Below are 23,942 nucleotides of genomic sequence, written 5' to 3' on the forward strand. Positions count from 1 at the left end.
TGGGTTCGGAGGGAGTCGGGGTGGGGGTCATTTCGGGATTCCCACTGTCATGCCGTCGGTGAGCCCGTCGCCGGAGATCTCGACGCGGCCACCGGCGAACAACCCGGTCCGCACGGCGACGTACCGCGACCTGCCGCCCTCCACCGCCTCCACCCCGAACCCGCCCTCCCGCAACGCGACCAGCGCCGACACCGGCACGGTCAGCACGCCCTTCCGCCGGTCGGCGGTGAACGTCACCTTCACCGCCGCCCGGTCCAGCCCCTTGGCGGCCTTGGCGTTCCCCAGCGAGACCTGCACCTCCAGGCGGGTCTCCGGGTCGGCGTTCTGCCCGTCACCGGGGTCGATGATCGTGGCCACCTCGGTGATCCGGCCGGTCACGTCCTTGCCGTCCGGCATGGTGACCGAGACCTTGGTGCCCTTCCTGGCCATCCGCTGGTCCTCGGCGGCCAGTTCGGCGGTGACGACCTTCTTCGTGCCCGTGTAGGTGAGGATCTTCTGGCCGGGGCCGGTGGGCTGGCCCTGCTCGGCCTCCAGGCTCTCCACCCGGACCTTGCCGGGGGCGAAGACGACCCGTCCCAGCTCCACCACGCCGGTCTCGTCGAGGCCGCGGTCCTCCTGCCACTCCCGCACCGCCTGGGCGGTGTCGTAGGTGTACTCGTCGTCCACGGTGAAGCCGTCGTAGCCGAGCTTGCGCAGGTTGCGCTCCAGGTTCTCGACGTCCTTGCCCTCGCTGCCGATCCGCAGGTCGCGGTAGGCGGGGGTGGTGCCGTACAGGAGCATGACCGGCTTGTTGTCCAGGCGGTACAGGGACCGGCCGCGGGTGATCAGGTCGCCGCTGTCCGGGAGCCAGGTGACGGTGCCGGCCTTCCTGGCCATGGCCGTGGTGACCGGGCCGTAGCCGAGCTCGCCGTCGGCGTCCCTGGTGTCGTTCAGCGTCTGGCGGGTGACCGGGGTGGTGGCCGGCGGCAGCGCGCCGGCCGACGCGGACGGGGCGGCGCCGCCGTCCAGCACCCCGCCTGGATTGACCGCCAGGACCGCCGCCCCCGCGACGGCGGCCACCCCGACGAGAGCGAGGACCGCCCGCCCGCCGCGGCGGCGGCGGGCGCGGGGGGAAGGGGCGTCCGGCTCGGCCTTTCCGTCGATGGTGGCCGTGTCCATCAAGAGCCCCCCTGTCCCCCGCCGATGTTCATCCGGCACTTCTCCTGCGCGGCCTTGAAGTCGGGGTCCTCGCCGACCTCGGGCGTGATGCGCATCATGCCGCCCTCAGGGTCGGGGAACGCCTCCACGCCGTTGTCCCGCATGCACTGCGCCTGCTTGCGCATGTTCTCGGCCTGCTTGGGGTCGCCGCCCTTGCCCAGGTTCATGCCCGCGGGCTGGAGCGCCTTGCAGGCGTCCATCGCCTTCTGGACCTTCTCCGGGCCGCCGGAGCCCTTGTCGAACTTCATCTGGATCCGGCCGTCCGGGCCGGGGTCGGCGATGTCCAGGCCCTGTTCACGCAGGCAGGTGGTGTACTTCACGGCCTGCGCGTTGCGGTCGGCGGTGGCCGGGGCGCCGGCCGTCGGCTTGGCGCCGGTGCCGGTCACCGACGCCACGTCCGATCCGCCTTCCTGGGCACCGCACGCCGTCAGGAACAGCGCGGCCGCGGCCAGCGCCATGAGGGATCGTCCTCGCATGAATGTCCTCCTCCATCGAAGGCCGGTGGCCTTACGAGGGGAGATGCAATACGCGGACGTGTTTCTCCAGCGTTTCCATCTCCGGCTTATCCGGATCAAATACCACCCGCGCAAGAATCGAGCCGGAGGTACGGAATGCGGGTGCTGGTGGTGGAGGACGAGCGCGTGCTCGCCGGCGCGATCGCCGAATGGCTGCGCGACGAGACCCACGCGGTCGACCTCGCGCACGACGGCGCGGCGGCGCTGGAGCGGATCGCGGTCAACGACTACGACGTGGTCGTCCTGGACCGCGACCTGCCGCGCGTGCACGGCGACGACGTGTGCAGGGAGCTCGTCGCCTCCGAGTCCGACGCGCGGGTGCTGATGCTCACGGCCGCCGCCCAGCTCGACGACCGGGTCAGCGGGCTGTCCATCGGCGCCGACGACTACCTGTCCAAGCCGTTCGCCTTCCCCGAGCTGGCGGCGCGCGTCCTGGCACTGGGACGGCGCTCACGGCCGGCCACTCCCCCGGTGCTGCGCCGGGCCGGGATCACGCTCGACCCGGGGCGCAGGGAGGTGTTCAGGAACGGGCGGTTCGTGCCGCTGTCGAAGAAGGAGTTCGCCGTCCTGGCCGAGCTGATGCGGGCGCAGGGCACGGTCGTCTCGGCCGAGCACCTGCTGGAGAAGGCGTGGGACGAGCACGCCGACCCGTTCACCGGCGCGGTGCGGCTGACGATACTCAAGCTGCGCCGCAAGCTGGCCGACCCGCCGGTGGTGGAGACGGTGCCGGGAGTGGGGTACCGGATCGCATGAGACTGCCCCACCCCACCCTCAGGCTGCGCCTCACCCTCGTGTACGGCGCCCTGTTCCTGGTGGCGGGGCTGGCCCTGCTGGGCGTCACGTACCTGCTGTTCAACCAGCAGCTCGCGCAGTCCTTCGAGAACCGGTTCGTGACCAGTGACGGCATCCGCAAGAACGTGATCTTCCTCAAGCAGGACGGCGTCGAGCTGGTCGGCCCCGCCGCCGTCAACTGGATGCGGCAGCAGGAGGAAGGGGTGCGGGAGGCCGCCGTGACCTCGCTGCTCACCCAGGGCGCGATCGCGCTCGTCGTGGTGTGCGGGACCGCCATCGGGCTCGGCTGGGTGGTGGCCGGACGCGTGCTGGCCCCGCTGCACCTGGTGACCGAGGCCGCGCGCAGGATCGCCGCCGCCCCCATGGCCGAACGCGGCCTGCACGAGCGCATCGCGCTCGGCGGCCCCCCGGACGAGGTCAAGACGCTGGCCGACACGTTCGACACGATGGTAGAGCGGCTCGACCACTCCTTCGACGGCCAGCGCAGGTTCGTCGCGAACGCCTCCCACGAGCTGCGCACGCCCCTGACGCTCAACCGGGCCCTGGTGGAGCTGGCGATGCACCGGCGTACCGCCTCCGACGACGTCAAGGAGCTGGGCGAGAGCCTGCTGCAGATCAACGCCCGCCACGAGCGGCTCATCTCCGGCCTGCTGCTGCTGGCCCGCTCCGACCAGGAGATCGCCGACCGCTCCCCGGTGGACCTCGCCGACATCGTCTCGCACGTGGTCGCCCAGACCGCCCGCGCCGCCGCGGAGGCGAACGTCGTCGTGAAGGAGGAAGCCGGGCCCGCGCCGACCGCGGGCGACGCGCTGCTGCTCGAACGACTGGTGCACAACCTGGTCGAGAACGGCATCCGGCACAACCTCGGCGACGGCGGCGGATGGGTCCGGGTGGTGAGCCGGACGGCGCCCGGCGGCCTGGCCGAGGTGGAGGTGACCAACAGCGGGCCGAGCGTGCCGCCGTACGACGTGCCGCTGCTGTTCAAGCCGTTCCACCGGCACGGCGCCGAACGGGTGGTCACCGGGATGAGCGCGGGGCTCGGGCTGTCGATCGTGCGCTCGGTGGCCGTCGCGCACGGCGGCGACGTGACGGCCCGCCCGCGCGAGGGCGGCGGCCTGGTCGTCACCGCCACCCTCCCGGCCGGCTGACCCGGCTACTGGTGGGCGGCCGTGCGCAGTGAGCGGTAGAGCAGGCGCGGGTCGCCCAGGTGGTGGCGGAGCAGCTTCTCCAGGCCGCCGATCGGGACCAGGTTCTGCGGGGCGCGCGGGTCCTTGTAGTCGACGCCGGCCAGCGCCGGCAGGGCCAGCGTGACGGCGTCGGCCAGCTCGACGACCTGCGCGGGGTCGAGCTCGGCGCTGGCCTCGCAGCGGGCGATCCCCGCCCACGGCGCCGTCGACTGGACCGGCAGCCGCAGGTACCAGGCGTGCCGGCGCCAGCTCGTGCCCATGAGGAACACCGGCGTGCGCTGCCCCGGTGTGAGCGCGGCCACCACGGCCGACTGCGGCTGCGGCAGGTACGCCGCGTGGTGCGTCTTGATGTAGCCGACCGTCCGGGGCAGGTGGGTGCGCCCCCGCAGCGGGCCGTCCACCAGCAGCAGGTCGTCGCCCAGCGACCGGTGGCGGACCGCGAGGTCCACCTCCAGCTGGGTGACCTGGCGTTGCAGGGCGAGCGACAGCTCCTCGAAGCTGGAGTCGGCGGCCTTGTTCGGCAGGTAGGAGGCGTGCGCGGTCTTGACCTCGGGCGCGTACGGCGAGGCCGAGATCAGCGTCCTGTTGACCTCGATCGCGGCCAGCTCGGCGCCCTCGCGCCCGCAGCGGACGATCCCGGCGGCGTAGGAGGCGGCGATCCCGGGGACGGGCATCGGCAGGTCGGGATCGTGCACCCACACGCGGGCGTCGATCCGGCGCACCCCGTCGGCGACCAGCAACGTCTCGGGGGCGGCGGCGCCGGGGCCCGGCGTGACCGGCTTCCAGTCGGCGGCCGGCCGCTCGATGTCGAGGACCAGCTCGGCGCTGGTGGCGCCCAGCTCGGACAGGGCCTCGACGGCGATCGCGGCGGCGTACCCCGGGTCCCAGGGGTCGACGGTGAAGCCCGGGTTCACGGCCCCACCTTGCGCACGTGCGAGCCCTTCGCGTCGCGCAGCACCTCGAAGCGCGCCGGCACCCGGTCGGCCAGCGCCGGGACGTGGGTGACGACGCCGATCATGCGCTCCTGACCGGCGGCCAGGCGTTCGAGGGTGGTCGCGACGGTGTCGAGGGTGGCCGGGTCGAGGGTGCCGAAGCCCTCGTCCAGGAAGATCGAGTCGAGCCCTCTGGCGACGGCCCCCGACAGCGCCAGGGCCAGGGACAGCGCGGCCTGGAAGGTCTCGCCGCCGGACAGCGTACGGGCGCTGCGCCGCAGGCCGGCCTCGCCGTGGTCGATGACCTCGATGTCGCCGGTGCGTTCGCCGAGCGCCAGCTCGTACTGGCCGTCGGACAGCTCCATCAGCGTCTCGGACGCCGCGGCGACCAGCACGGCCAGCGCCTCGGCGCACAACCACCGCTCGAAGGCGTTGGCCCGCAGGCGCAGCGCCAGCTCGTGGGCGACCTTGGCCTCGTGATCCTTCTCCGCGACGGCGGTCTCCAGCTCGGCGGCGCGCCTGCGTTCCTCGCGGACCCGTTCGAGGGCGCCGTCGGCCCGCGCGACCGCTCCGGCGACGGCCGCGCCGAGCTGGTCGGGGGTGGCGTTGCGCGGGACGGTGACGCCGTGCTCGGCCAGGCGTTCGGTCAGCCGGTGGCGTTCGGCGGCGAGCCGGGCGGTGGCCTGGGCTAGCTCCTGCTCCCGCTCGGTCAGGGCGGCGCGGGCGGCCTCGGCGGCCCGGTCGCGCCAGCCGAGCAGCTCGGTCCAGGCGCGGTGGAGGTCGTCGCGGGTGAGCGGCGGCGGGGCCTCGCCGGAGGGCGCGAGCACGAGCAGCCGGTCGCGGGTGGCCGAGAGGGTCTGCCAGGCGCTCTCGGCCTGCCGTTCGACCTGTTCGGCGGCGGTACGGGCGCGTTCGAGCTTCTTGCGCGTGTTGCGCATGGCCGTACGGGCCTCGGTGGCCAGGGCCTCGGCCTTGGCGATGGCGGCCAGGCGGCCTTCGATCTCGTTGCGGTCGCCGGGGGCGGGCAGCGCGGCCAGCTCGGCGTCGAGCCTGCCGGACTGCGTGGCCAGCATGGACGCCGACGTCTCGGCCTTGGCCAGGGCCGCCCGGCCACGGGTCGCGTGGTCGCGGGCGGCCGCCAGGGCGCGGTCGGCGGCGCCGAGATCGGCGGGCCGGTCGTGGTGGGGCAGCTCGGTGAGCGGGCGCAGGCAGAGCGGGCACGGCTCCCCCACGGCCAGCCGGTGGCTCAGACCGGCCGCGGTGTGGGCGTCGCGCAGCCGTTCGCGCTCGTGCTCGGCGGCGGTCAGGGCGCGTTCGGCGTCGGCGACCGCGGGGGTGAGGCGTTCCAGCGCCGTGGCGGCCTCGGCCGCCGCCCTGCGGGCGTCGGCGGCCTGGGCGGTGAGGCGCTCGCGGGCGTCGAGGGCGGCCAGCGCGGCCACCGGCTCGGCGCGGTCGCCCAGCGCGGCCAGCGCCTCGAACGCCTCGTGCTCGTCGGCCTCCACGGAGGCCGCCTCGGTCTCCAGCGCGGCGACCGCGTCGGCGGCCTCGCGGCGGGCCGAGGCCAGCGTCGGCACCGCGGGCGGCATGCGCAGCGCGGCCAGCGCCGACTGCCGCTCGGCCACGGACGCGCGTTCCTGCTCGGCCCGCCCGATGTCGGCCTCGCGGGAGCGCAGCAGGTCGAGGTCGGTGTCGATGGTGCCGGCCAGCCGCCGCAGCGCGGCCAGCCGGTCGGCCAGCTCGCGTTCGGCCTCGTCGGACGCGCCGGCCAGCTTGGCGAGCTGGTCGCGGGCGAAGGCGGCGGCGTTGCGCGCGGCCTCCTCGTCGCGGGCGGCCCGCTGCCTGATCAGCTCGTAGACGTCGGCGTCGAGGAGCTGCACCAGCAGGTCCTGGCGCTCGCGCGGCGCGGCGTGCAGGAACTCGGCGAACCGGCCCTGCGGCAGCACCACGCACTGGGTGAAGAACTTGTACTCCAGGCCGGTCACCCGCTGCACCTCGGGCGTGACGTTCTCGCCCTCGGCCAGCGGCTTCAGCACCATCTCGTACGCCGCGTCGAGCGGCGCCGCCGGGTCGAGCTCGTCGATCCTGGCCTCTTTGGTGCGGACGGTCCCCTTGGCGTCGCGGACCAGCGAGCGCACCACGCCGTAGCGCCGCCGGTCGCTCTCGAACACCAGCGCCACCTTGCCCGAGCTCGCCGACGGCGCAAGGGCGTGGGCGATGACGTTCTCCTTGCCCCAGCGCGGGACGGTGCCGTACAGGGCGAAGCAGATGGCGTCGATGATCGTGCTCTTGCCGGCGCCGGTCGGGCCGACCAGGGCGAAGTACTCGGTGTCGGAGAAGTCGACGGTGGCCGGCTCGCGGAAACTGCCGAAGTGGTCGAGGTGCAGCAGCAGGGGACGCATCAGCCGGTCACCTCGTCGTAGAGCCGGTCGAACAGGGCGGCGACCTGGTCGTCGTGGCGGCCGGTCGCGGTCAGGTACTCGCGGAACAGCTCGCGCGGGCTGCGCGCGGCCGACCCCGCCCGGCGCACCGCGGGCACCGGCCGGAACCGCTCGTCGAGGACGACGTCGACCGAGCCGGGCAGCAGGTCGCGCACCTGGTCGGACAGGCCGACGCGGGGCTTCTCCTCCACGATCACCTTGAGCCAGTCGTCGCCCGCCTCCAGGCCCTCCAGCTGCTCCAGCGTGCCGCGCACCGTGCGCAGCCGGCGCGCCGAGGCGAACGTCAGCTCCCGGACCACCGCGGGCCGCCCCGGCGTGACCTCCACCAGCAGCGCGCCCGGCGTGTTGCCCTCCTCGCCGAAGTCGACGGCCAGCGGCGAGCCGCTGTACCAGATCGGGCACGGGCCGGGGATCTGCTGCCTGCGGTGCAGGTGGCCGAGCGCGGCGTACTGGGTGGAGACCGGGAAGGCGTTGGACTCGAAGTAGTAGGAGAAGATCGACTGGGCCTCGCGCTCGCCACCGCCGAACGCGCCGCCCGGCAGGGTGCCGTGCGTGGTGATCAGGTTGACGGTGTCGCTCTGGAAGCCCGCGGTCAGCGCGCCGACCAGCTCGGAGATGCGGGTGGCGTAGTCGCGGTTGTGGTCGGCGGTGGTGCCGGTGAGCACCTCCGCGGCGCGTACGACATAGCGGTGGGACAGGAACGGCAGCACGCCCAGCCGCACCGGCTCCCCCGAGCGCGCGGTGAAGGCCAGCGTGCCGCCCGCGTCGGGGCGGCGGAAGACGCCCACCACGTGCATGCCGAGCTTGCCGAGCACCGGCCGGTAGACCTCGAAGAGCTGCGGGTTGTCGTGGTTGCCGGCCAGCACCACCACGTCACGGCCGTCGCCGCGCAGCGCCATGAGCGCGTTGAGCACCAGCGACTGGGCCTCCGGCGTCGGCGCCGAGGTGTCGAACAGGTCGCCGGCCACCACGACCGCGTCGACGTCGTGGGTGCGGGCCGCCGCGACCAGCTCGCGCAGCACGGCCCGGTGCTCGTCCATGCGGGAGCGGCCCTTGAGCACCTTGCCCACGTGCCAGTCCGCGGTGTGCAGGAATTTCACCGAGCTCCCTTCAGAACGGCGGAATGTCGTCTTCGACGCCCGGCAACCCCTGGAACGGATCGGCCGACGGGCTGGCCTTCGACGCCGCCTCGGCCGGCCGGGTCGCCCAGGCGGGGAACGGGAAGGCGACGGCCAGCGGCACCGGGATCTCCGGCTGGGCGACGAACATGGTGCCCGGTTTGGCGATCGTGGCGCGTTCCCTGACGGCCGGGGGCAGCCAGCCGTACTCGGAGCGGGCGGCCTCGGCCGGGTCGAGGCGGCCGGCGACGCGCACGGCGCTGTTGGAGACGATGCGGCGCTCGACCTCGGAGGCGGTCTGCTGGGCGCCGATGAGGATCACGCCGAGCGACCGGCCGCGCTCGGCCACGTCGAGCAGGATCTCCTTGATCGGCGAGTCGCCCTCGCGCGGCGCGTACTTGTTCAGCTCGTCGAGCACCACGAACAGCAGCGGCTTGGCCGTGCCCGAGGTCTCCTTGCGGTGGAACTCGCCGCGCAGCACCACGCCCACCACGAACCGCTGGGCGCGTTCGGGCAGGTTGTGCAGGTCGACGATGGTGACCTGGGCGTCGGACGTGCGCACCGAGTGGGCCCGGAAGAACGGCAGGTCGCCGCGGACGATCGGGGACAGCGGCTTGACCGCGCTGCGCAGCCTGCGCAGGAAGGCGTTGACCGTGCCGAGCGGGGTCTGGGCGCCGGTCCACTCGATGCGGGTGGCCTCGTCCTGCAACTGGTCGGACAGCAGCTCGACCAGGTCGCCGAAGGTGCGGCAGGCGGTGCCCCTGATCATGACCGCGCCGCCGTCGCCGACCGGCTCGGCCCAGGACTTCAGCCGTGCCGCCACCTGGCCCACCAGCAGGGAGTAGCCGGCGCGCTCGTCGTCGGCGTCGGCGAAGACGAACCGCAGCAGCTCCTCCTCGCACAGCTCGACCAGCGTCCAGTAGAACGAGCTGACGCCCTGGGTGCGGGCGGACACGTGCGGCACGCCGTTGGGGTCGCCGGGCCGCGGCGGCGCGAACACGTGCACGCTGCCGAACGGCTGGGCGGGCAGCCCGAGCCGGGCGTACGCGGCCCGCGCCTGCTCGTCGAGGCGCACGTTGTCGTGGTCGAGGAAGAGCAGGTCCTCGCCCTTGACGGAGAAGATCAGCGCCTTGGTGTTGGCCGACTCGGCGTCGAGCACGCCCGAGTTGAAGATCGAGTAGAGCAGGAACGTGGCGAAGGACGTCTTGGTGGCCACGCCGGAGACGCCGGAGATCGACACGTGCGCGCCGCGGGTGCCGTCGAGGAAGTCGAAGTTGACGTAGAGCGGCAGGCCGTCGCGGCCCATGCCCATGGGCACCCGGCGGTCCATCACGTCGAAGTAGAGCGCCTGGTCGCGGTCGCCGGCCCCGGCCAGGAAGACCTTGGCGCCCGGCAGCGGCGGCACGAACACCTCGGGCTCGACCCTGGTCACCCGCACCTCGGCCACCTCGACCACGGCGGCGGGCAGCGCGCCCTCGGCGATGAGGAACACGTCGGAGTCGTAGGCGGCGCCCTCGTGCCTGGCCTCGACCGTGGTCACCACGCCGGCGACCAGCACCGGGCCGTGGCCGGGCACGTCGCGCCTGGTGACCACGACGTCGTCGAGCTGGAGCACCTTGCCGGGCTCCAGGCCGACCCAGAACGACAGCGGCGAGGCGGCCTGGGTGCCCAGGACCCGGCCGACCGCCTCACCGGCCGCCATCGCCGCAGGAGACGCCTCGCGGCTCGCAGCCCCGTTGACCGTCACGAATCCCTCCACCACCAGACATGCCCTTCCAAAGGAGAGTAGTCGGGGGCCGGGGATGCGTCCGGCTCATTGCCGCCTTCGCCGCGCCGCGTCAGAGCGCGAAGGCCGCCTTGGTCCAGGCGAACTGGGCGTCGAGAACGTCGCCCAGCAGGCCGGCCAGCGCGGGATCGGCCTGCTGCGCCGACTGCCTCGGCCCGAGGCGGCCGCCCTCGGCGCTCCGCCCGGCCACCAGCAGCACCCGCGCGCCCGCCCGGTCGACCGCCAGGGCCGCGGCCGGCTCCCACGCGCCGTCCCGGTGCGCCACGGCGGGCCTGCGCGGCCCCTCCCGGTGCGCCGGAGGTCTCCACGCGGCCTGGCCCTCCGCGGGCGCGAGGGCAGGCGCGGGGGCGACGACCACCATCGCGTCGACCCGCATCGCCGTCGCCACCCGCCGCCGCGACTCGTCGAAGGCCGTCTCGGGCGGCACGGGCTGGGCCCGCATCGACTCGGCCATCGTGCGCAGCAACGCGGGCAGGTCGAGCTCGCCCGCCGGCGGAGCCAGCTCGTACTGCAGGTAGCCGACCAGTGGGAACGGCGGGTCGGGGAGGGTGTTGTAGCCGAGGAACAGCCTCGGCCATCCGGCCGACTCCGAGGGGCCGGTCAGCGCGCCGTGAGCCACCCGCCCGAGCTCGCCGCACCCGTGGTGGGGCAGGCCATTGACTGACCGCAACATCGCCATGCACGAATTGTTGCAGACCGATTACCTTCAGTTGCGCGTTCTCCACGAGAGCCCGGGGCCTCCGCCGTCCAGCGTGATCATCTTGATGGGAGCCATGGATACCACCCGGGTCCGACAGAACCGGCTCCGCACAGCACGTGTTGTCCGGATGTGGACGGTCCGGTCAACCTGTCGCATCCGTCCGCCGTCCCTTCTGTGTCACATCCGTCGCAAAGGGAAAACGTCGTGCGTCTGCCTCTGATCCTGCCCTTGGCCGTCCTGCTGTTCGCCACGCCCGCGCCCGAGAGCGGCACGGTGGCGGCGTACACGTGCAAGACCACCGGTACGAACGAGACGCAGATCGTCAAGATGGACATCAAGCTCACCGTGCCCGCCACCGCCTCCGTGGGCCGGCAGATGACCATCGGCTGGCGCGGCTCGTACGTCGAGGGCGCCGAGCTCCGCGCCCCCGCCGCCGGCCTGGACGGCGAGGTCAACCTCTACGCCTACGCCGCCGTCAGCGGGATCGACCGGCTGACCTCGGCGACGGGCGTCGGCAGCCCCGGCCTGATCGTCCCGGGGGCGGTCATCCCCCTCCCCCGGGAGACGGTCGAGCTGCGGACCACGCCCCGGGATCCGGGAACGGGCACGGTCCGGCCCGCGTCGGTGAACTTCGGGCCGACCCCGCAGCGGCGCCTGATCGAATGCGAACTCCAGGACAAGGACGCGCCGGCGTCGTACCCCCTGACCGTCACCGCGGGCACCGCCCAGAGCCCGGACGCCCCGAGCACCCCGGACACCTCAGACACCTCGGACACCTCGGACACCTCGGACACCTCGGACACGGAGGCCGCGCCCCCGGACGAGACCGCCGAGGACACGCCCACCGCCACGCCGACGGGCGGCGCGAACACGGGCGGCGGGGGCGAGGCGGGCCCCGACGGGCGGGCGCTGGTGCTGGCCGGCTCGCTGGTCCTCGCCGCCGCCCTCACCGGCTTACGCCTCCGCCGCCCGTCCCGCCCGTAGCCGATCCGCGCCCGGCACTCGTCCGTACGGGCCACGTGTCATGCGTGGAGGTACGTGCTCCTATGATCCGATGCGTGGCCAAGTACTTCGACCTGCACCCTGACAATCCCCAGCCTCGCCTGATCGGCCAGGTGGTCGAGTCCCTGCATGCCGACGGGCTGATCGCGTACCCGACGGACTCGTGCTACGCGCTGGGGTGCCGGCTGGGCAACAAGGACGGCCTCGACCGGATCAGAGAGATCCGGCACCTCGGCAGCGATCATCACTTCACCCTGGTCTGCAAGGACTTCGCGCAGTTCGGTCAGTTCGTTCATGTGAGCAACGCGGTGTTCCGGCTGGTCAAGGCGGCGACTCCGGGCGGGTACACGTTCATCCTGCCGGCGACCAAGGAGGTGCCGCGACGGTTGCTGCATCCCCGGAAGAAGACCGTCGGCGTCCGGATCCCCGATCACGTCGTCACCCAGGCGCTGCTGGCCGAGCTCGGCGAACCGCTGGTGTCGAGCACGCTGATCCTGCCCGGCGAGACCGAGCCCTCGACGCAGGGCTGGGAGATCAAGGAGAGCCTCGACCACATGGTGGACGCCGTCATCGATTCGGGGGAATGCGGCGCCACGCCGACGACCGTCGTGGACCTCTCACAGGATGAGCCCGAGATCCTTCGGCGCGGCACCGGAGACCCGTCCCTCTTCGAATAGGCCCGCCCGGCCGGCCGGCCACCCCTTCGGGAGGCCGGCCGAGCCCGCTCTCACCCTGGACGGCCGGGAGCGGTGACCAGGGCGCTCTGTCCCGGCGCGACCTGCGTGACCACGGCGGGGGCATCCGGGAAGCGGGCCTCCCAGCGGTAGGCGGTGTCGCCGGAGGTGTTGGTGAGCGTGGTGGCGGTCCTGCCGTCGTGCCGGACGGTGATCGTGCCGTCGCCCAAGGGGATGCCCGAGACCTCGGCCCAGGCGATGTCGTCGGGCAGGTGGGACAGCGTGGTCACGGCGTTCACGTCGGGTGTGACGCCGAGCAGGCCCTCGACGACCTGGCTGACGAGAGTGAAGGACACCTCCGGGTAGTCGCCGTTGAGCCCGCCCGCGACGTGCGGTTCCGCACGCCGGTCGAAGACGTGCCGCATCCAGCGCCAGGCGGCCGCGTTCCTGTCGTGGCGGAAGAAGGTGTCGGGCAGGTACGTGTAGGCCTCGATGTTGCGGGGACGCCCGGGGCCGGCGGCTTGGGCGTCGATGAAGTCGAGGTAGGCCTCGTTGCGCGGACCCGGCTCGATGAGGTCCTTGAGCGGCATGAACCAGCTGTTCTCGCAGCCCCATCCGGTGACGGGGGCGCCGTCCACGGTGTAGCCGCGCACCAGGTCCGCGGGGTTCTCGCCGACGCTCCAGACCTCGTTGAAGTGTCGCCTCAGCTCGGCGGCCCGGCAGGCGAAGTCCTCGCCGTCCAGGCCGCGGGCCCGGCTCAGGGCGCTCATCGCCAGGTATGCCTGGTACCGGGAGCCGACGGAGTCCCCCGCCTCCGCCAGGTGCTCGCCGGCCAGCTCGTTGTAGCTGGCCACGCCCTGGAAGATCCCCCTTCCGGTGGCACGCGGCACGATCTCCGTCACCGCGTTGCGGTAGTAGGACCACAGCACGGGATCCTCGACATAGGCGCGGTCCCAGGTCCAGCGGTAGGCGGCCGCGGCCTTCTCCACCAGCTCGTACACCGCGGGCAGCTCGCGGACGAAGGAGTCGGGGCCGCGGTAGTCGATGGACAGGTAGGAGCCGTCGAAGTTGAACGCCCACACCGGGTGGAAGCCGTGCTCGGGGGTGGCCGAGGCGGCGAAGCAGCGCAGCATGGTGAGGTTGGCCTCGGCCATGCCGAGCAGGTGCGCGCCGACGATCTGGTGGGCGAAGTCGCGGGCGTAGAAGCCGCTGCGGTGTGCGTAACCCGCCCAGTAGGAGGGCAGGTAGCGGCTCTGTCCCGTCCCCGCGGGCCGGTGCTCGTCGACGTCGACGGGGCCCCACGTGCCGCCCTCGTGCCGCAGGCGCAGCGCCCTCGCCCCGGCCCACTCGAACATCGCGACCAGCTCGGAGCTGGCCGAGCCGATGCGCATCATGGGCCGATGCTGGGACGGATCACCAGCTCCCCGGGCAGCAGCAGCCCCGCCTGAGGGGTCGCGCCGTCCTCCACCGTCTGGATCAGCCGGCCGATCAGCGCCCGCGCGATGCGCTGGAGCGGCAGCCGTACCGTGGTCAGGGCGGGATGGAGGAACGCGGTGAGGGGAAGGTCGTCGAAGGCGGCCAGAGCGAGGTCGGCGCCGATCTCGATGCCCTCCTCCCTGGCCGCGGCGTAGACGCCGAGCGCGAGCCAGTCACCGGCGGCCACGACGGCCGTCGGGCGGTTGCGGCCGCGCAGCAGCTCACGGGTGACCGTGACGAGCTCAGCGGGGCCGTCGCCCGGCGCGGAGAACTCCTGTCCCACCAGGCCGTGCCTGCGGACGCCGGCGCGGAAGCCCTCTCTGCGGTCCTCCATCCACGGTTGCGCGCCGACGGAGGCCAGGAAGGCCACGCGCCGATGCCCCCTGGCGGCCAGCAGCCCGACCAGCTCGATGACCGCCTGAACGCTGTCGACGTCCACCCATGACTGCGGCTGGTCCGGCATCGTCCTGCCGAACGCGGCGAACGGGAATCCCGCCGCGGTCAGGTGCGCGACTCTGGGGTCGTCACGCATCACGTCCGACAGCAGGAAGGCGTCCACGGTGCGGGCCGCGATCACCTCGTCCAGTGCCTGCTCCTGGCTCTGGCCCGGACGCGGCCGCAGCAGCAGGATCCGGTAGCCGACCTCACCGGCCGAGGCCACCACGGCCTCCAGGAACCCGCCCATCAGCGGGTTGGGGTTGGCGGGGTCGTCCACCGGCGTCGGGTAGGCGATTATGCGCCTGGTGCCCGACTTGAGGCTGCGCGCCGACTGGTCGGGCCGGTAGCCGAGCTCCTCGATCAGCCGGGTCACCCGTTCCAGCGTCTCCGGCTTGAGCCGCTGGGGGGCGTTGAGCGCGTTGGAGATCGTCTGGCGGGACACGCCCGCCGCGCGGGCGACGTCCTCGATGGTGATCCCACGGCGTGCCGCCACTCAGTCTCTCCTCACCGTCAGCAGGCCCCCCACGGGTACCTCGACCACGCTCGCGCCGGAGGTGAAGCGCAGCTCGCTCTCGCTCACGAGCCGCCCGCCGCAGTCGCGGACCTCGGCCGTCGCGACACCCCGCCCGTACAGGACGACGCGGGTGTCGGGGGCGGCGTTGGCCACGAGCAGCTCCGCGATCTCCGGCACGTCCACAGGCAGGGCAGCGTACCGGGCCACGACCTCGCTCTCCTCACTGTAGGCCCGCACCAGCGGGTATCCGTGCTCGACCCCGTGCGGTTCCAGCACGCCGAGCTGCAGCGTGGCGAGGTGGCGGCGGAAGACGCCCAGCCAGAACCGGATGGCGGCGAGCTGGTCGGGCCGCTGGGCCGCCAGGTCCACGGAGATCTGCGGCACCGAGAAGAGCACGTTGATCAGGTGGACCGCGACCTGCTCGGCGGACTCGTCCGGATGCCAGAGGATCATGTCCGAGTGCACGGCCTGAGGTCCGGCGGTCAGCCGCAGGTCGATCGTCCGCTGCCGGTTCTCCTGCGGGCTGAGCGGGCAGTCCACCGCCCTGACCATGTTCGCGTACGGCCACAGACCCGGGCTCGTGTACGGCTGGCGGTGCTCGATCAGCACGTCCGGCTTCGCCGCCCGGAGCCTGACGTCGAGCTCGCGCAGCAGCTCGTCCACCCCTTCGTCGGTGCCGAACCGGTCGACGAAGTCGATCTTGAGGCCGTCCGCGCCCCACTCCTCCACCGCTCGCGCCAGCTTGTCGACGAGGAACGCGCGCACCTCGGGGTGACGCGGGTCGAGGACGGCCGCGTCCATGTGGTCGAGGTAGCGCAGGAACTTCCCCTCGAAACGCTCGAACGCGGCGTTGTGCTTGCCCACGAACGGCAGCGCGTACCACAGCAGGTAGGCCATGCCGTCGCTCTGGACCCGCTGGATGTGCTGCCGGATGTCGGGGATGTTGGGCTCCCAGTCGCCGCAGAAGGCGTACCCCCGCGACCGGTCGGCCGTCTGCCACCCGTCGTCCACGATCATCGTGGCGCAGCCCAGCTCCTTCGCCAGACGGGCCTGGAGCTCCACCGACTCGCGCGAGACCTCCTGGTGCATGCTGTACCAGGTCGAGTACACGGGCAGCCTGGCCTGACGCGGCGTGGGCGGCAGGTCGCGGCCCTCCTGCCACCATCCGGCGACCTCGGTCAGCGCCGCGGAGAACTGCCGGTCCGACAGGTCCAGCCGGATCCGCAGCCCCTCGCCCTGCACGGTGAAGACGAACTCGCCGGTCTCCTCGATGACGCCGCCGGTGAAGCTGCCGGTCACCGAGGCCAGGGCCACCGTGCACAGGTTGGCCCCCGCCGTGCCGACGAGGCTGACGACGGGCGCGCCGGAGACCAGCCCGGCCGCCGTCGGAGAGCTCCAGATCGGCGGGATCCAGCGGGCGCCCGAGCCCGGCGTCCAGAAGGCCGCGGCGTCGACGCACGGCAGTCTCCACTGCGCCGCCTTCCCTTCGGGGGCGTCGATCAGCCAGACGTCCGGCGCGACCGGGGTGACCGTGATCGCCTCCGTACCGGCTATCGCCACCTCGACCTCGCCCGCGCGGACGACGGTCGTCTCCCCGAGGGCGTGCGGCTCCCAGATCTGCATGGTCAACCTTTCGTGGCCCCGGCCAGCAGGCCGGAGATGAACTGTTTCTGAAGGATGAGAAAGAGGATCATCATGGGCAGCGCGGAGATCGCGGTGCCCACCATGACCTGGCCGAAGTCGGTCCTGGCCAGCCCCTGGAGGGTGGCCAGCGCGACCGGCAGGGTGAACATCTCGGGCGTGCGGAGCGCGATCAGCGGCCACAGGAAGTCGTTCCACGCGCCGAGGAACAGGAAGACCGCCAACGCCGCGAGCGCGGGCCGCATGACCGGCACCACCACCCGCCACAGCACCCGGAGCTCCCCCGCCCCGTCCACGCGCGCCGCGTCGAGCAACTCGTCGGGTACGGCCTGCAGCGACTGCCGGATGAGGAAGATCCCGAACGGAACGGTCAGGTTCGGCAGGATGAGCGCCGGGAAGGTGTCGATCAGCCCGAGGTCGTTCATCATCTCGAAGATCGGGATGATGGTGACGCCGCCCGGGATCACCAGCGTCGACAGCAGCAGGACGAAGAAGGCGTTCCTGCCGCGGAACTCGAACTTGGCGAACGCGTAGCCCGCCAGCAACGCCACGACCAGCGCGATCGACGTCTGGACGGTCGCCACGAGCAGCGTGTTCCCCAGCACGCGGAGCAGGCCGATGGACTCCTCCAGCTTCGCGGTGTTCGCTCCGAGCTGGTCGCCCGGCGAGAACGTGGGCGTGGCGCCGAAGATGTCGGCGTTGGCGTGCGTGGCCGCCATGGTCAGCCAGTAGAACGGGCCGACGCACAGGGCGAAGCACGCGGCGAGCGCGAAGGTCAGCAGCCAGCCCTTCATTTCCTGCCTCCGGTGAGCTTGAGCTGCACCAGCCCGAAGCCGGCCACGATCAGCGTGAGCGCGTAGGCGATCGCCGAGGCGTAACCGAAGTCGAAGTAGCGGAAGCCGTTCTGGTACAAGTAGAGGGAGATCGTCAGGGTGGAGTTGTCCGGGCCGCCGCCGGTGAGCACGAACGGCTCGTCGAACAGTTGCAGCGTGCCGATCGCCGACAGCACGATCGTCAGCAGCAGGATCGGCCGCAGTTGCGGGACGGTGATCGACCAGAAGCGGCGGACCGCTCCCGCGCCGTCGACCATCGCCGCCTCGTACAGCTCCTTCGCGATGCTCTGCAGCCCGGCCAGGTAGATCACCGCGTTGTAGCCGCAGTAGTGCCAGGTCAGCGCGATGACGATGGCGATTCGCGCCCAGAAGGGGCTGCCCAGCCAGTCGATCGGGCTGACGCCGAAGAGGCCGAGCAGCCAGTTGAGCAGGCCGGAGTCCTTGCTCAGGATCACCGAGAACATCACGCCGTAGGCGACCAGGCCGGTCAGCGAGGGCATGAAGACGCCGAGCCGCCACAGGGCGCGCAGCCGTACGAGCTTGGAGTTGAGGCCCAGCGCCAGCAGCAGCGCGAGGATCAGCATGATCGGGACCTGGACGACGAGGATCAGCGCGGTGTTCCACAACGACGTCCAGAACAGCGGGTCGTTCACCAGCCTGACGTAGTTGTCCAGCCCGGCGAACGAGCGCGCCGCCCCGGCGCCGGTCGTCAGGCTGATGTAGGCCGCCGCCAGGATCGGATAGCCCTTGAAGCAGACGAAGCCGAGCAGCGCGGGCAGCACCAGGAAGTACGGAACGTTTCTCCTGGTGAGCAGGCGGGCGGTCATCCCGCGAGCTTCCTGCCGGACTGCTGGGACAGCTGCTGGGCCGCCTGGCTCAGCGCGGCGGCCGGGTCGGCGCCCTTCAGCAGGACCTGGGTCTGCGCGTCACTGGCGATCTTCAGCGCGCGGGCGTAGTCGCCGGAGTAGTAGGTGGCGTCCGCGCCCTCGCCCAGCGAGTCCACGAAGGTCTTGAGCGCGGGCTGCCCGCCGTAGTAGTCCGTCTTGGCGGTGAACCGCGGGTCGGCGTAGGCGGCGTTCAGCGCGGGGAAGACCCCGCCGTCCTTGAACACCTTGTTGATGACCTCGGGCCTGGTCAGCGCGTACTCAAGGAACTTGAACGCCTCCGCCTTGTGCGGGCTGGTTCCGGAGACCGACAGGTACGTGGAGTTGACGATCGCGGTGCGCTTGCCGCCCGGCACGACGGCCGGCGGCTGCATGACGCGCCAGAGCCCCTTCTGCTCCGGCCACATCTCGGGGATGTAGCCGACCGCCCAGGCCGCCCACGGCAGCACCGCCACCTTGTCCTCGCTGATCAGCTTCTTCCGCGTCCCCTCGCCGGAGGTGTCGGCGACGATCCCGGCGTCGTTCATCTTCTTGATCAGGGTCATCGCCTGCACGGCGGGCGCCGAGGAGAGCGTGACCGCGCCCTGACGGTCGAAGTAGAAGGCGCCCTGCTGCTGCAGCAGCGACTGGAAGAGGTCCATGTCCACGCTGCCGGCCGCCGGCTTGTTCAGGCCGATCAGGTAGGCGCCCGTCTTCTCCTTGAGCTTCTTGCCCGCCTCGATGGCGTCGTCCCAGGTCCTGATCGCCGCGGAGTCGATGCCCGCCTTGTCGAACAGGTCCGAACGGTAGAAGAACCCGACCGGGTTGACCTCCCACGGCATCGCGTACGCCTTGCCGTCCTTGCCGGTGACCGTCGGCCACAGGCCCTTGGCGAAGGCGTCCTTGTACTTGTCGGCGCCCAGCGCGCTCAGGTCCGCCAGCCCGCCGGGGAACTTCTCCATGTATCCGGGCAGGTAGTCGATGCCGATGTGCAGGACGTCCCCCAGGCCCTTGCCGCCCGCGGCCATCCCCACCGTGATCTTCTCCCAGATCGCGGGGTTCCCGACCACCTGGACGTCGACCTTGATGCCGGGGTTCGCCTGCTCGAAGTCCTTGGCCACCGAGGCCAGGCCGTCGGAGGCGGGCTTCCAGCTCCAGACCGTGATCTTCACGGGACCGGTGGACCTCTGGTCGCTCCCGCCCCCGCCGCCGCAGGCGGTGACGGCCAGGGCGAGAGTCGCGGCGACGACCATGACGGCAGGTCGGTTCATGACGATTCCTTTCTCGGGGGGTGCAGGGCGGCGGCCAGACGCTGTACGGCCTCGCCCGAGGTGGTGGCGTGGGGCGAGAGACGGATCCACTCGCCCCGCAGAGTCGTGGTGAGCCCGGCGGCGGCCAGCGCGGCATGGACGGCCGCCGGATCCCGGCCGGGCATCGTGAAGGACCCGATCCCGCTCCACTCCGCGGCGCCACGGCCGGCGCCGGGCGGCGCCGGTCCGCCGGCGCCGGCGGGCGCGTCCAGCAGCACCCGTGCCCCGGCGGCGCGGGCCGTGTCGAGCAGCTCACCCAGCCGGTCGGCCGTCCTGCGGCCGATCTCCGCGACGCCGGCCTCCAGGACCAGCTCGATCGCGACGCCCAGGGCGGCGACGCCGGAACAGTCGGGATTGGTCATCGTGTGCGCGGCCGCTCCCGCGAGCGGCGGCCGGGGCGCGGGGCCCGTCAGCGGGCCCTCGACCCCCGACCACCCGCCGAGCCCTGGCGCCATCAGCCCGGCGACGCGGTCGCGGGCCAGGAAGAGAGCCGCCCCCCATCCGGCGCGCAGCCACTTCTGCCCGCCGCAGACCAGCACGTCGGCGGCCTCCACCTCCAGCGGCACGGCGCCCAGCCCCTGGATCGCGTCCACGACCAGCACGCGTCCCGGCCCGAGCACCTCCTTCAGCGCGCCCAGCGGCGCGGGGTAGCCGGTGAGCGCGTCGACCGCGCTGACCGCGAGAGCCCGCACCGCCGCGTCCAGGTGCTCGGCCAGCACCTGCGGGGTGAGGCGCACGTCGTCGATCCACCGCACCCGGAGCCCGCCGCGCCCCTCGAACCGCAGCCAGGGGTAGACGTTCGCGGGGAACTCACCCCGGGGCACCAGCACCACGCCCTCTCCGGGCAGCGCGGCGGCGGCGGCGAACAGCCCGTGGCTGGTGGAGGAGAGGAACGCCACTTCGTGCTCGGCCGCCCGCAGCAGCCGCGCCGCGGCCGAGCGCGTCCGCGCCGCCTGCTCCTCGAACCAGGCCAGCGGCATGTCGCCGACGCGGCGGCGGGCCGACTCGGCAAGGACCGCCGCGACCGCGCGGGAGAGCGGCCCCAGCCGGGCGAAGTCGAGGTAGCCGGGTGGCTCCGCAAAAATTTGAACGTTCATATCCTCTGACGGCTCATCCAGGCATGACGAAGTGGGGAGTGTGCGGCTGACCGGGGATAACGGGGCTCAGCGATATGAACGTTCATATTACGCAGCTTCCTTCTGGCCGCAAGCAAAGATTGCATAACGGCCCGTGGAAGCAGGGGGCTCGCACCTTCGGCCAGAGCCGCGGGAAAATGCGAAAACCCCAGCTCAGCGTACTGAACTGGGGTTTTCGTGCGGTGCGCCGCCAGGGACTCGAACCCCGGACCCGCTGATTAAGAGTCAGCTGCTCTAACCAACTGAGCTAGCGGCGCTTGCAGAGAGGAATATACCGGTGATCCGCATGTTGGTCGAATCGACCTGGGTCGAGCTCCTGCCGCTAGAATAAAGTTCGGCCTGCAGACAGGGAGCATCGATGTTCGACTCGCCCGCCGACGTGACGGCGCGGCTCGCCGCCGTGGACTACCTCTCCGACGACGCCATCTCCACCTCGGTGTTCCTCGCCGCCGCGCTGGGCAAGCCGCTGCTGGTCGAGGGGCCCGCCGGCGTGGGCAAGACGCAGCTCGCCAAGGCCGTGGCCCAGGCGACGGGCTCGGAGCTGGTCCGCCTCCAGTGCTACGAAGGTCTCGACGAGGCCCGCGCCCTGTACGAGTGGAACTACAAGAAGCAGCTGCTCCGCATCCAGGCCACCAGCGCCGACGACGACATCTTCACCGAGGAGTTCCTGCTCGAACGCCCGCTGCTGAAGGCGATCAGGTCGGCCGCCCCCACCGTGCTGCTCATCGACGAGACCGACAAGGCCGACGTCGAGGTCGAGGGCCTGCTGCTGGAGCTGCTGTCGGACTTCCAGGTCACCATCCCCGAGCTGGGCACGATCGCCGCCACCCGTAAGCCGTTCGTGCTGCTGACCTCCAACGCCACCCGCGAGCTGTCCGAGGCGCTCAAGCGGCGCTGCCTCTACCTGCACATCGAGTACCCGACGCCGGAGCGGGAGCGTGACATCGTGCTCGCGCAGGTGCCGACCATCCGCGCCGACCTGGCCGAACAGCTCGCCAGGACGGTCGCCACCATGCGGGCGCTGGAGCTGAAGAAGGCGCCGTCGGTCGCCGAGACCGTCGACTGGGCCAACACGCTGCTGGCCCTCGGCCGCGCGGAGCTGGACGAGACGACGGTGGCCGAGACGCTGGGCGTGGTGCTCAAGCACGCCTCCGACCAGACGCGGGCGATCAAGGAGCTGGGGCTGCCGGATGCCTGAGCGCGGATCGCTGGTGGACCGGCATGTCGGTTTCGTGCACGCGCTGCGCGAGGCGGGCCTGCCGGTGTCGCTCGCCGAGGGGCTCGACGCGGCCCGCGCGTTGCGGGTGATCGACCTGAGCGAGCGGGAGTCGCTGCGCGCCGCCTACGCGGCCACGCTGGTCAAGAAGCCGGCCTACCGTCCCGGCTTCGACGTGCTGTTCGACCTGTGGTTCCCGTCGTCCACGACCGGCATGTACGCCCCCCGCCCCGCCGAGGCCCGCCTGGACCCGCGGACGGCCCCGGTGGACGAGCTGCGCGAGCGCCTGGCGGAGCTGCTCACCGGCAGCACGGACGCCGAGCTGCGGGAGTTCGCCCAGGCCATGGTCGAGCGGTTCGGCCGCCAGCAGACCACCGGTCCTGGCCGTCAGAACTGGTTCTCCTACAGCGTCCTGCGCGCCCTGTCGCCCGAGACGCTGATGGCCCGCATCCTGCAGAACGTGCTGGCCGGGCAGGAACGCGGCGGACTGGCCGAGAAGACCGTGCGGCAGCGCGTCAACGGCAACATCCGGCGGTTCGAGGAGGCCGTGGCCACCGACGTGCGCCGGCGCATCGCCGAGGACTCGGGGATCGAGCGCATCGCCCGCTCGGCCGTGCGCCCGCCGCTCGACCAGATCGACTTCCTCCGCATCACCAGGGCCGACCTGGCCAGGCTGCGCAAGGAGGTCCATCCGCTGGCCAGGCGGCTGGCCGCGCGGCTGACGATCAAGCACAGGAAGGGGCGCAGGGGGCGGCTGGACTTCCGGCGCACCGTACGGGCCTCGCTGCAGAGCGGCGGCGTGCCGCTGACCACGCACTTCAAACCGCCCCGGCCGCACAAGCCCGAGCTGGTCATCCTCTGCGACACCAGCGACTCGGTCTCGTCGTTCGCCCATTTCACGCTGCTGCTGACGTACGCGCTGCGGGAGCAGTTCACGAAGGTGCGGGCGTTCGGGTTCGTGGACCGGGTGGACGAGATCACCCGCTTCTTCGTGCCCGGCGCGGACGTCGTGGAGGCCATGACGCGGCTCGCGGACGAGGCCGACATGTCACGGTTCGGACGCACGAACTACGGCCACGCCCTGGAGGGCTTCGCCGAGCGCCACTCCGACGCCATCGGCCCGAGAACCTCGCTGCTGATCCTCGGCGACGCCCGCTCCAACTACCAGCCGCCGGCCCTCGACGTGCTCAGGCGCCTGACGTCCGGGGCCCGCCACGCCTACTGGCTCAACCCCGAGCCCAGGCAGCAGTGGGACACCGGCGACTCGGTCGCGAGCGAGTACGGCACCGTGGTCGAGATGCACGAGTGCCGCAACGTCGCCCAGCTCACCGCGTTCATCGAGACGCTGGCCTGACGGCGGTCAGACCTTCTGCAGCTCCCTGGCCGCGGTGCGGGCCAGCAGCTCGACCTGCTCGTCGGTGAACACCACGCCGTCGACCGCCTTGATGCGCCTGGCCACCAGGCGCGGCTTGAGCAGCGTGAGCCCCTCGCCGACCACGACGCCGCCGCGCGGCAGCAGCCCGCAGTGGACGGCCAGCATGGGCGAGATCGTGACCTCGATCCCGGTCTCGCGGGTCAGCAGCTCGGCGAAGGCCTCAGCGGTGTCCACCAGCGGTTTGGCCCACTTGGTGCCGTACTTCTCGCTGAAGAACAGCCTGCCGTTGTAGCAGCCGATCTCGGTGTCGGGGCTCCAGGACTCGTTGTCGATGACCCAGATGCCGGTCGGGCCGATCACGAGGTGGTCGATGGAGGCCTGGTCGCGGATCGCGCGGCCGTCGAGCACCTGGTAGCCGCGCCGGGCGAGCTGCCTGCGCAGCAGCCGGCCGGTGATCAGCTCGCCGCGCCGGGCGCCGCGCCAGACGGCCGTCGCGCGGAAGGAGCGCCAGTCGATGTACCAGTCGACGGCGGCCACGAGACCGGCGGTGACGGCCCCCCAGAACAGCATGTACTCCGAGCCGAACCGCAGCGCGAGCAGGATGCCGCCCACCGCGCCCACGCCCGCCTTGACGTACCGGGACCGGCGCCGGTTGGGCGCGTCCTCACGCCAGAACTTCTCGTACCACCACTGCGGGGATGAGCCTGTGTACTTCTCGTCCTGCTGCACGTAGATAGAGCCACCGGGCACGGCAAACTCCCCGAATGAGTAGAAACCCTCAGGATCTGCCACTCCGAAG

At 72.1% G+C, this 23,942-nt stretch carries 21 protein-coding genes and 1 tRNA gene; 6 read left to right on the forward strand and 16 right to left on the reverse strand.

What is annotated here, in order from left to right:
• Positions 1-27 precede the first annotated feature (27 nt).
• Together AB0C33_RS16425 and AB0C33_RS16430 are read right to left on the reverse strand one after the other, a co-directional pair.
• Positions 28-1,158 carry a peptidoglycan-binding protein gene (locus AB0C33_RS16425; RefSeq protein WP_358288204.1) on the reverse strand — a complete coding sequence of 377 codons (1,131 nt, stop codon included), beginning with the start codon at positions 1,156-1,158 and terminating at the stop codon, positions 28-30.
• Complete coding sequence (locus AB0C33_RS16430; RefSeq protein WP_358288207.1) at positions 1,158-1,673, reverse strand: hypothetical protein; 516 nt, start codon at positions 1,671-1,673, stop codon at positions 1,158-1,160. Before AB0C33_RS16430 ends, AB0C33_RS16425 begins: the two co-directional genes overlap by 1 nt.
• A gap of 135 nt (positions 1,674-1,808) precedes the next feature.
• Between AB0C33_RS16430 and AB0C33_RS16435 the strand changes: the two genes are divergently transcribed.
• Entirely contained in the window at positions 1,809-2,465 is a 657-nt protein-coding gene (locus AB0C33_RS16435; RefSeq protein ID WP_352352030.1) for a response regulator transcription factor, read from the forward strand.
• Positions 2,462-3,652 carry a HAMP domain-containing sensor histidine kinase gene (locus AB0C33_RS16440; protein WP_358288209.1) on the forward strand — a complete coding sequence of 397 codons (1,191 nt, stop codon included), beginning with the start codon at positions 2,462-2,464 and terminating at the stop codon, positions 3,650-3,652. The genes AB0C33_RS16435 and AB0C33_RS16440 overlap by 4 nt, the downstream gene beginning before the upstream one ends.
• Positions 3,653-3,657: 5 nt before the next feature.
• On the opposite strand, the gene AB0C33_RS16445 is transcribed toward AB0C33_RS16440, so the two are convergent.
• The 5 genes from AB0C33_RS16445 to AB0C33_RS16465 form a co-directional block, all read right to left on the reverse strand.
• Entirely contained in the window at positions 3,658-4,605 is a 948-nt protein-coding gene (locus AB0C33_RS16445) for a hypothetical protein (protein WP_358288212.1), read from the reverse strand.
• On the reverse strand, positions 4,602-7,022 hold the full coding sequence (locus AB0C33_RS16450) for an SMC family ATPase (protein ID WP_358288215.1): 2,421 nt from the start codon (positions 7,020-7,022) through the stop codon (positions 4,602-4,604). Before AB0C33_RS16450 ends, AB0C33_RS16445 begins: the two co-directional genes overlap by 4 nt.
• A complete protein-coding gene (locus tag AB0C33_RS16455; protein ID WP_352352034.1) occupies positions 7,022-8,161 on the reverse strand; it encodes an exonuclease SbcCD subunit D in 1,140 nt (379 codons plus the stop codon). Before AB0C33_RS16455 ends, AB0C33_RS16450 begins: the two co-directional genes overlap by 1 nt.
• Before the next feature lie 10 nt (positions 8,162-8,171).
• Complete coding sequence (locus tag AB0C33_RS16460; protein WP_358288218.1) at positions 8,172-9,926, reverse strand: ATP-binding protein; 1,755 nt, start codon at positions 9,924-9,926, stop codon at positions 8,172-8,174.
• A gap of 91 nt (positions 9,927-10,017) precedes the next feature.
• Positions 10,018-10,644, reverse strand: a complete 627-nt coding sequence (locus AB0C33_RS16465; protein WP_358288221.1) for a hypothetical protein — start codon at positions 10,642-10,644, stop codon at positions 10,018-10,020.
• A 225-nt stretch (positions 10,645-10,869) separates the two neighbouring features.
• Here AB0C33_RS16465 and AB0C33_RS16470 point away from each other — a divergent pair, with 225 nt between their 5' ends.
• Positions 10,870-11,649: a hypothetical protein gene (locus AB0C33_RS16470; protein WP_358288224.1), complete on the forward strand. Its 780-nt coding sequence runs from the start codon at positions 10,870-10,872 to the stop codon at positions 11,647-11,649.
• Positions 11,650-11,711: 62 nt separating this feature from the next.
• Positions 11,712-12,344, forward strand: a complete 633-nt coding sequence (locus tag AB0C33_RS16475) for an L-threonylcarbamoyladenylate synthase (protein WP_358288226.1) — start codon at positions 11,712-11,714, stop codon at positions 12,342-12,344.
• 50 nt (positions 12,345-12,394) lie between these two features.
• On the opposite strand, the gene AB0C33_RS16480 is transcribed toward AB0C33_RS16475, so the two are convergent.
• The 8 genes from AB0C33_RS16480 to AB0C33_RS16515 all read right to left on the reverse strand — a co-directional run bounded on the left by AB0C33_RS16480 (position 12,395) and on the right by AB0C33_RS16515 (position 20,809).
• Positions 12,395-13,735: a hypothetical protein gene (locus AB0C33_RS16480; protein ID WP_358288229.1), complete on the reverse strand. Its 1,341-nt coding sequence runs from the start codon at positions 13,733-13,735 to the stop codon at positions 12,395-12,397.
• Positions 13,732-14,748: a LacI family DNA-binding transcriptional regulator gene (locus tag AB0C33_RS16485; RefSeq protein WP_358288231.1), complete on the reverse strand. Its 1,017-nt coding sequence runs from the start codon at positions 14,746-14,748 to the stop codon at positions 13,732-13,734. The genes AB0C33_RS16480 and AB0C33_RS16485 overlap by 4 nt, the downstream gene beginning before the upstream one ends.
• Entirely contained in the window at positions 14,749-16,392 is a 1,644-nt protein-coding gene (locus tag AB0C33_RS16490) for a glycoside hydrolase family 36 protein (protein ID WP_358288234.1), read from the reverse strand.
• A 2-nt stretch (positions 16,393-16,394) separates the two neighbouring features.
• A complete protein-coding gene (locus tag AB0C33_RS16495; RefSeq protein ID WP_358288237.1) occupies positions 16,395-17,204 on the reverse strand; it encodes a carbohydrate ABC transporter permease in 810 nt (269 codons plus the stop codon).
• Positions 17,201-18,070: a sugar ABC transporter permease gene (locus AB0C33_RS16500; protein ID WP_358288240.1), complete on the reverse strand. Its 870-nt coding sequence runs from the start codon at positions 18,068-18,070 to the stop codon at positions 17,201-17,203. Before AB0C33_RS16500 ends, AB0C33_RS16495 begins: the two co-directional genes overlap by 4 nt.
• Positions 18,067-19,377 (reverse strand): sugar ABC transporter substrate-binding protein, encoded by a 1,311-nt coding sequence (locus AB0C33_RS16505; RefSeq protein ID WP_358288242.1) that lies wholly within the window; start codon positions 19,375-19,377, stop codon positions 18,067-18,069. Before AB0C33_RS16505 ends, AB0C33_RS16500 begins: the two co-directional genes overlap by 4 nt.
• Positions 19,374-20,513 (reverse strand): aminotransferase class V-fold PLP-dependent enzyme, encoded by a 1,140-nt coding sequence (locus AB0C33_RS16510; RefSeq protein WP_358288244.1) that lies wholly within the window; start codon positions 20,511-20,513, stop codon positions 19,374-19,376. The genes AB0C33_RS16505 and AB0C33_RS16510 overlap by 4 nt, the downstream gene beginning before the upstream one ends.
• Before the next feature lie 222 nt (positions 20,514-20,735).
• Positions 20,736-20,809, reverse strand: a tRNA-Lys gene (locus tag AB0C33_RS16515).
• Between the two features lie 101 nt (positions 20,810-20,910).
• Between AB0C33_RS16515 and AB0C33_RS16520 the strand changes: the two genes are divergently transcribed.
• Together AB0C33_RS16520 and AB0C33_RS16525 are read left to right on the forward strand one after the other, a co-directional pair.
• On the forward strand, positions 20,911-21,750 hold the full coding sequence (locus tag AB0C33_RS16520; RefSeq protein WP_358288247.1) for a MoxR family ATPase: 840 nt from the start codon (positions 20,911-20,913) through the stop codon (positions 21,748-21,750).
• Positions 21,743-23,122, forward strand: coding sequence for a VWA domain-containing protein (locus AB0C33_RS16525; protein ID WP_358288249.1), 1,380 nt, complete (start codon positions 21,743-21,745; stop codon positions 23,120-23,122). Before AB0C33_RS16520 ends, AB0C33_RS16525 begins: the two co-directional genes overlap by 8 nt.
• A gap of 6 nt (positions 23,123-23,128) precedes the next feature.
• On the opposite strand, the gene AB0C33_RS16530 is transcribed toward AB0C33_RS16525, so the two are convergent.
• Entirely contained in the window at positions 23,129-23,893 is a 765-nt protein-coding gene (locus tag AB0C33_RS16530; protein ID WP_358288252.1) for a nuclease-related domain-containing protein, read from the reverse strand.
• Positions 23,894-23,942: the final 49 nt, after the last annotated feature.

Source organism: Nonomuraea sp. NPDC048881 (assembly GCF_040649795.1).
In the GTDB taxonomy this organism is placed as follows: domain Bacteria; phylum Actinomycetota; class Actinomycetes; order Streptosporangiales; family Streptosporangiaceae; genus Nonomuraea.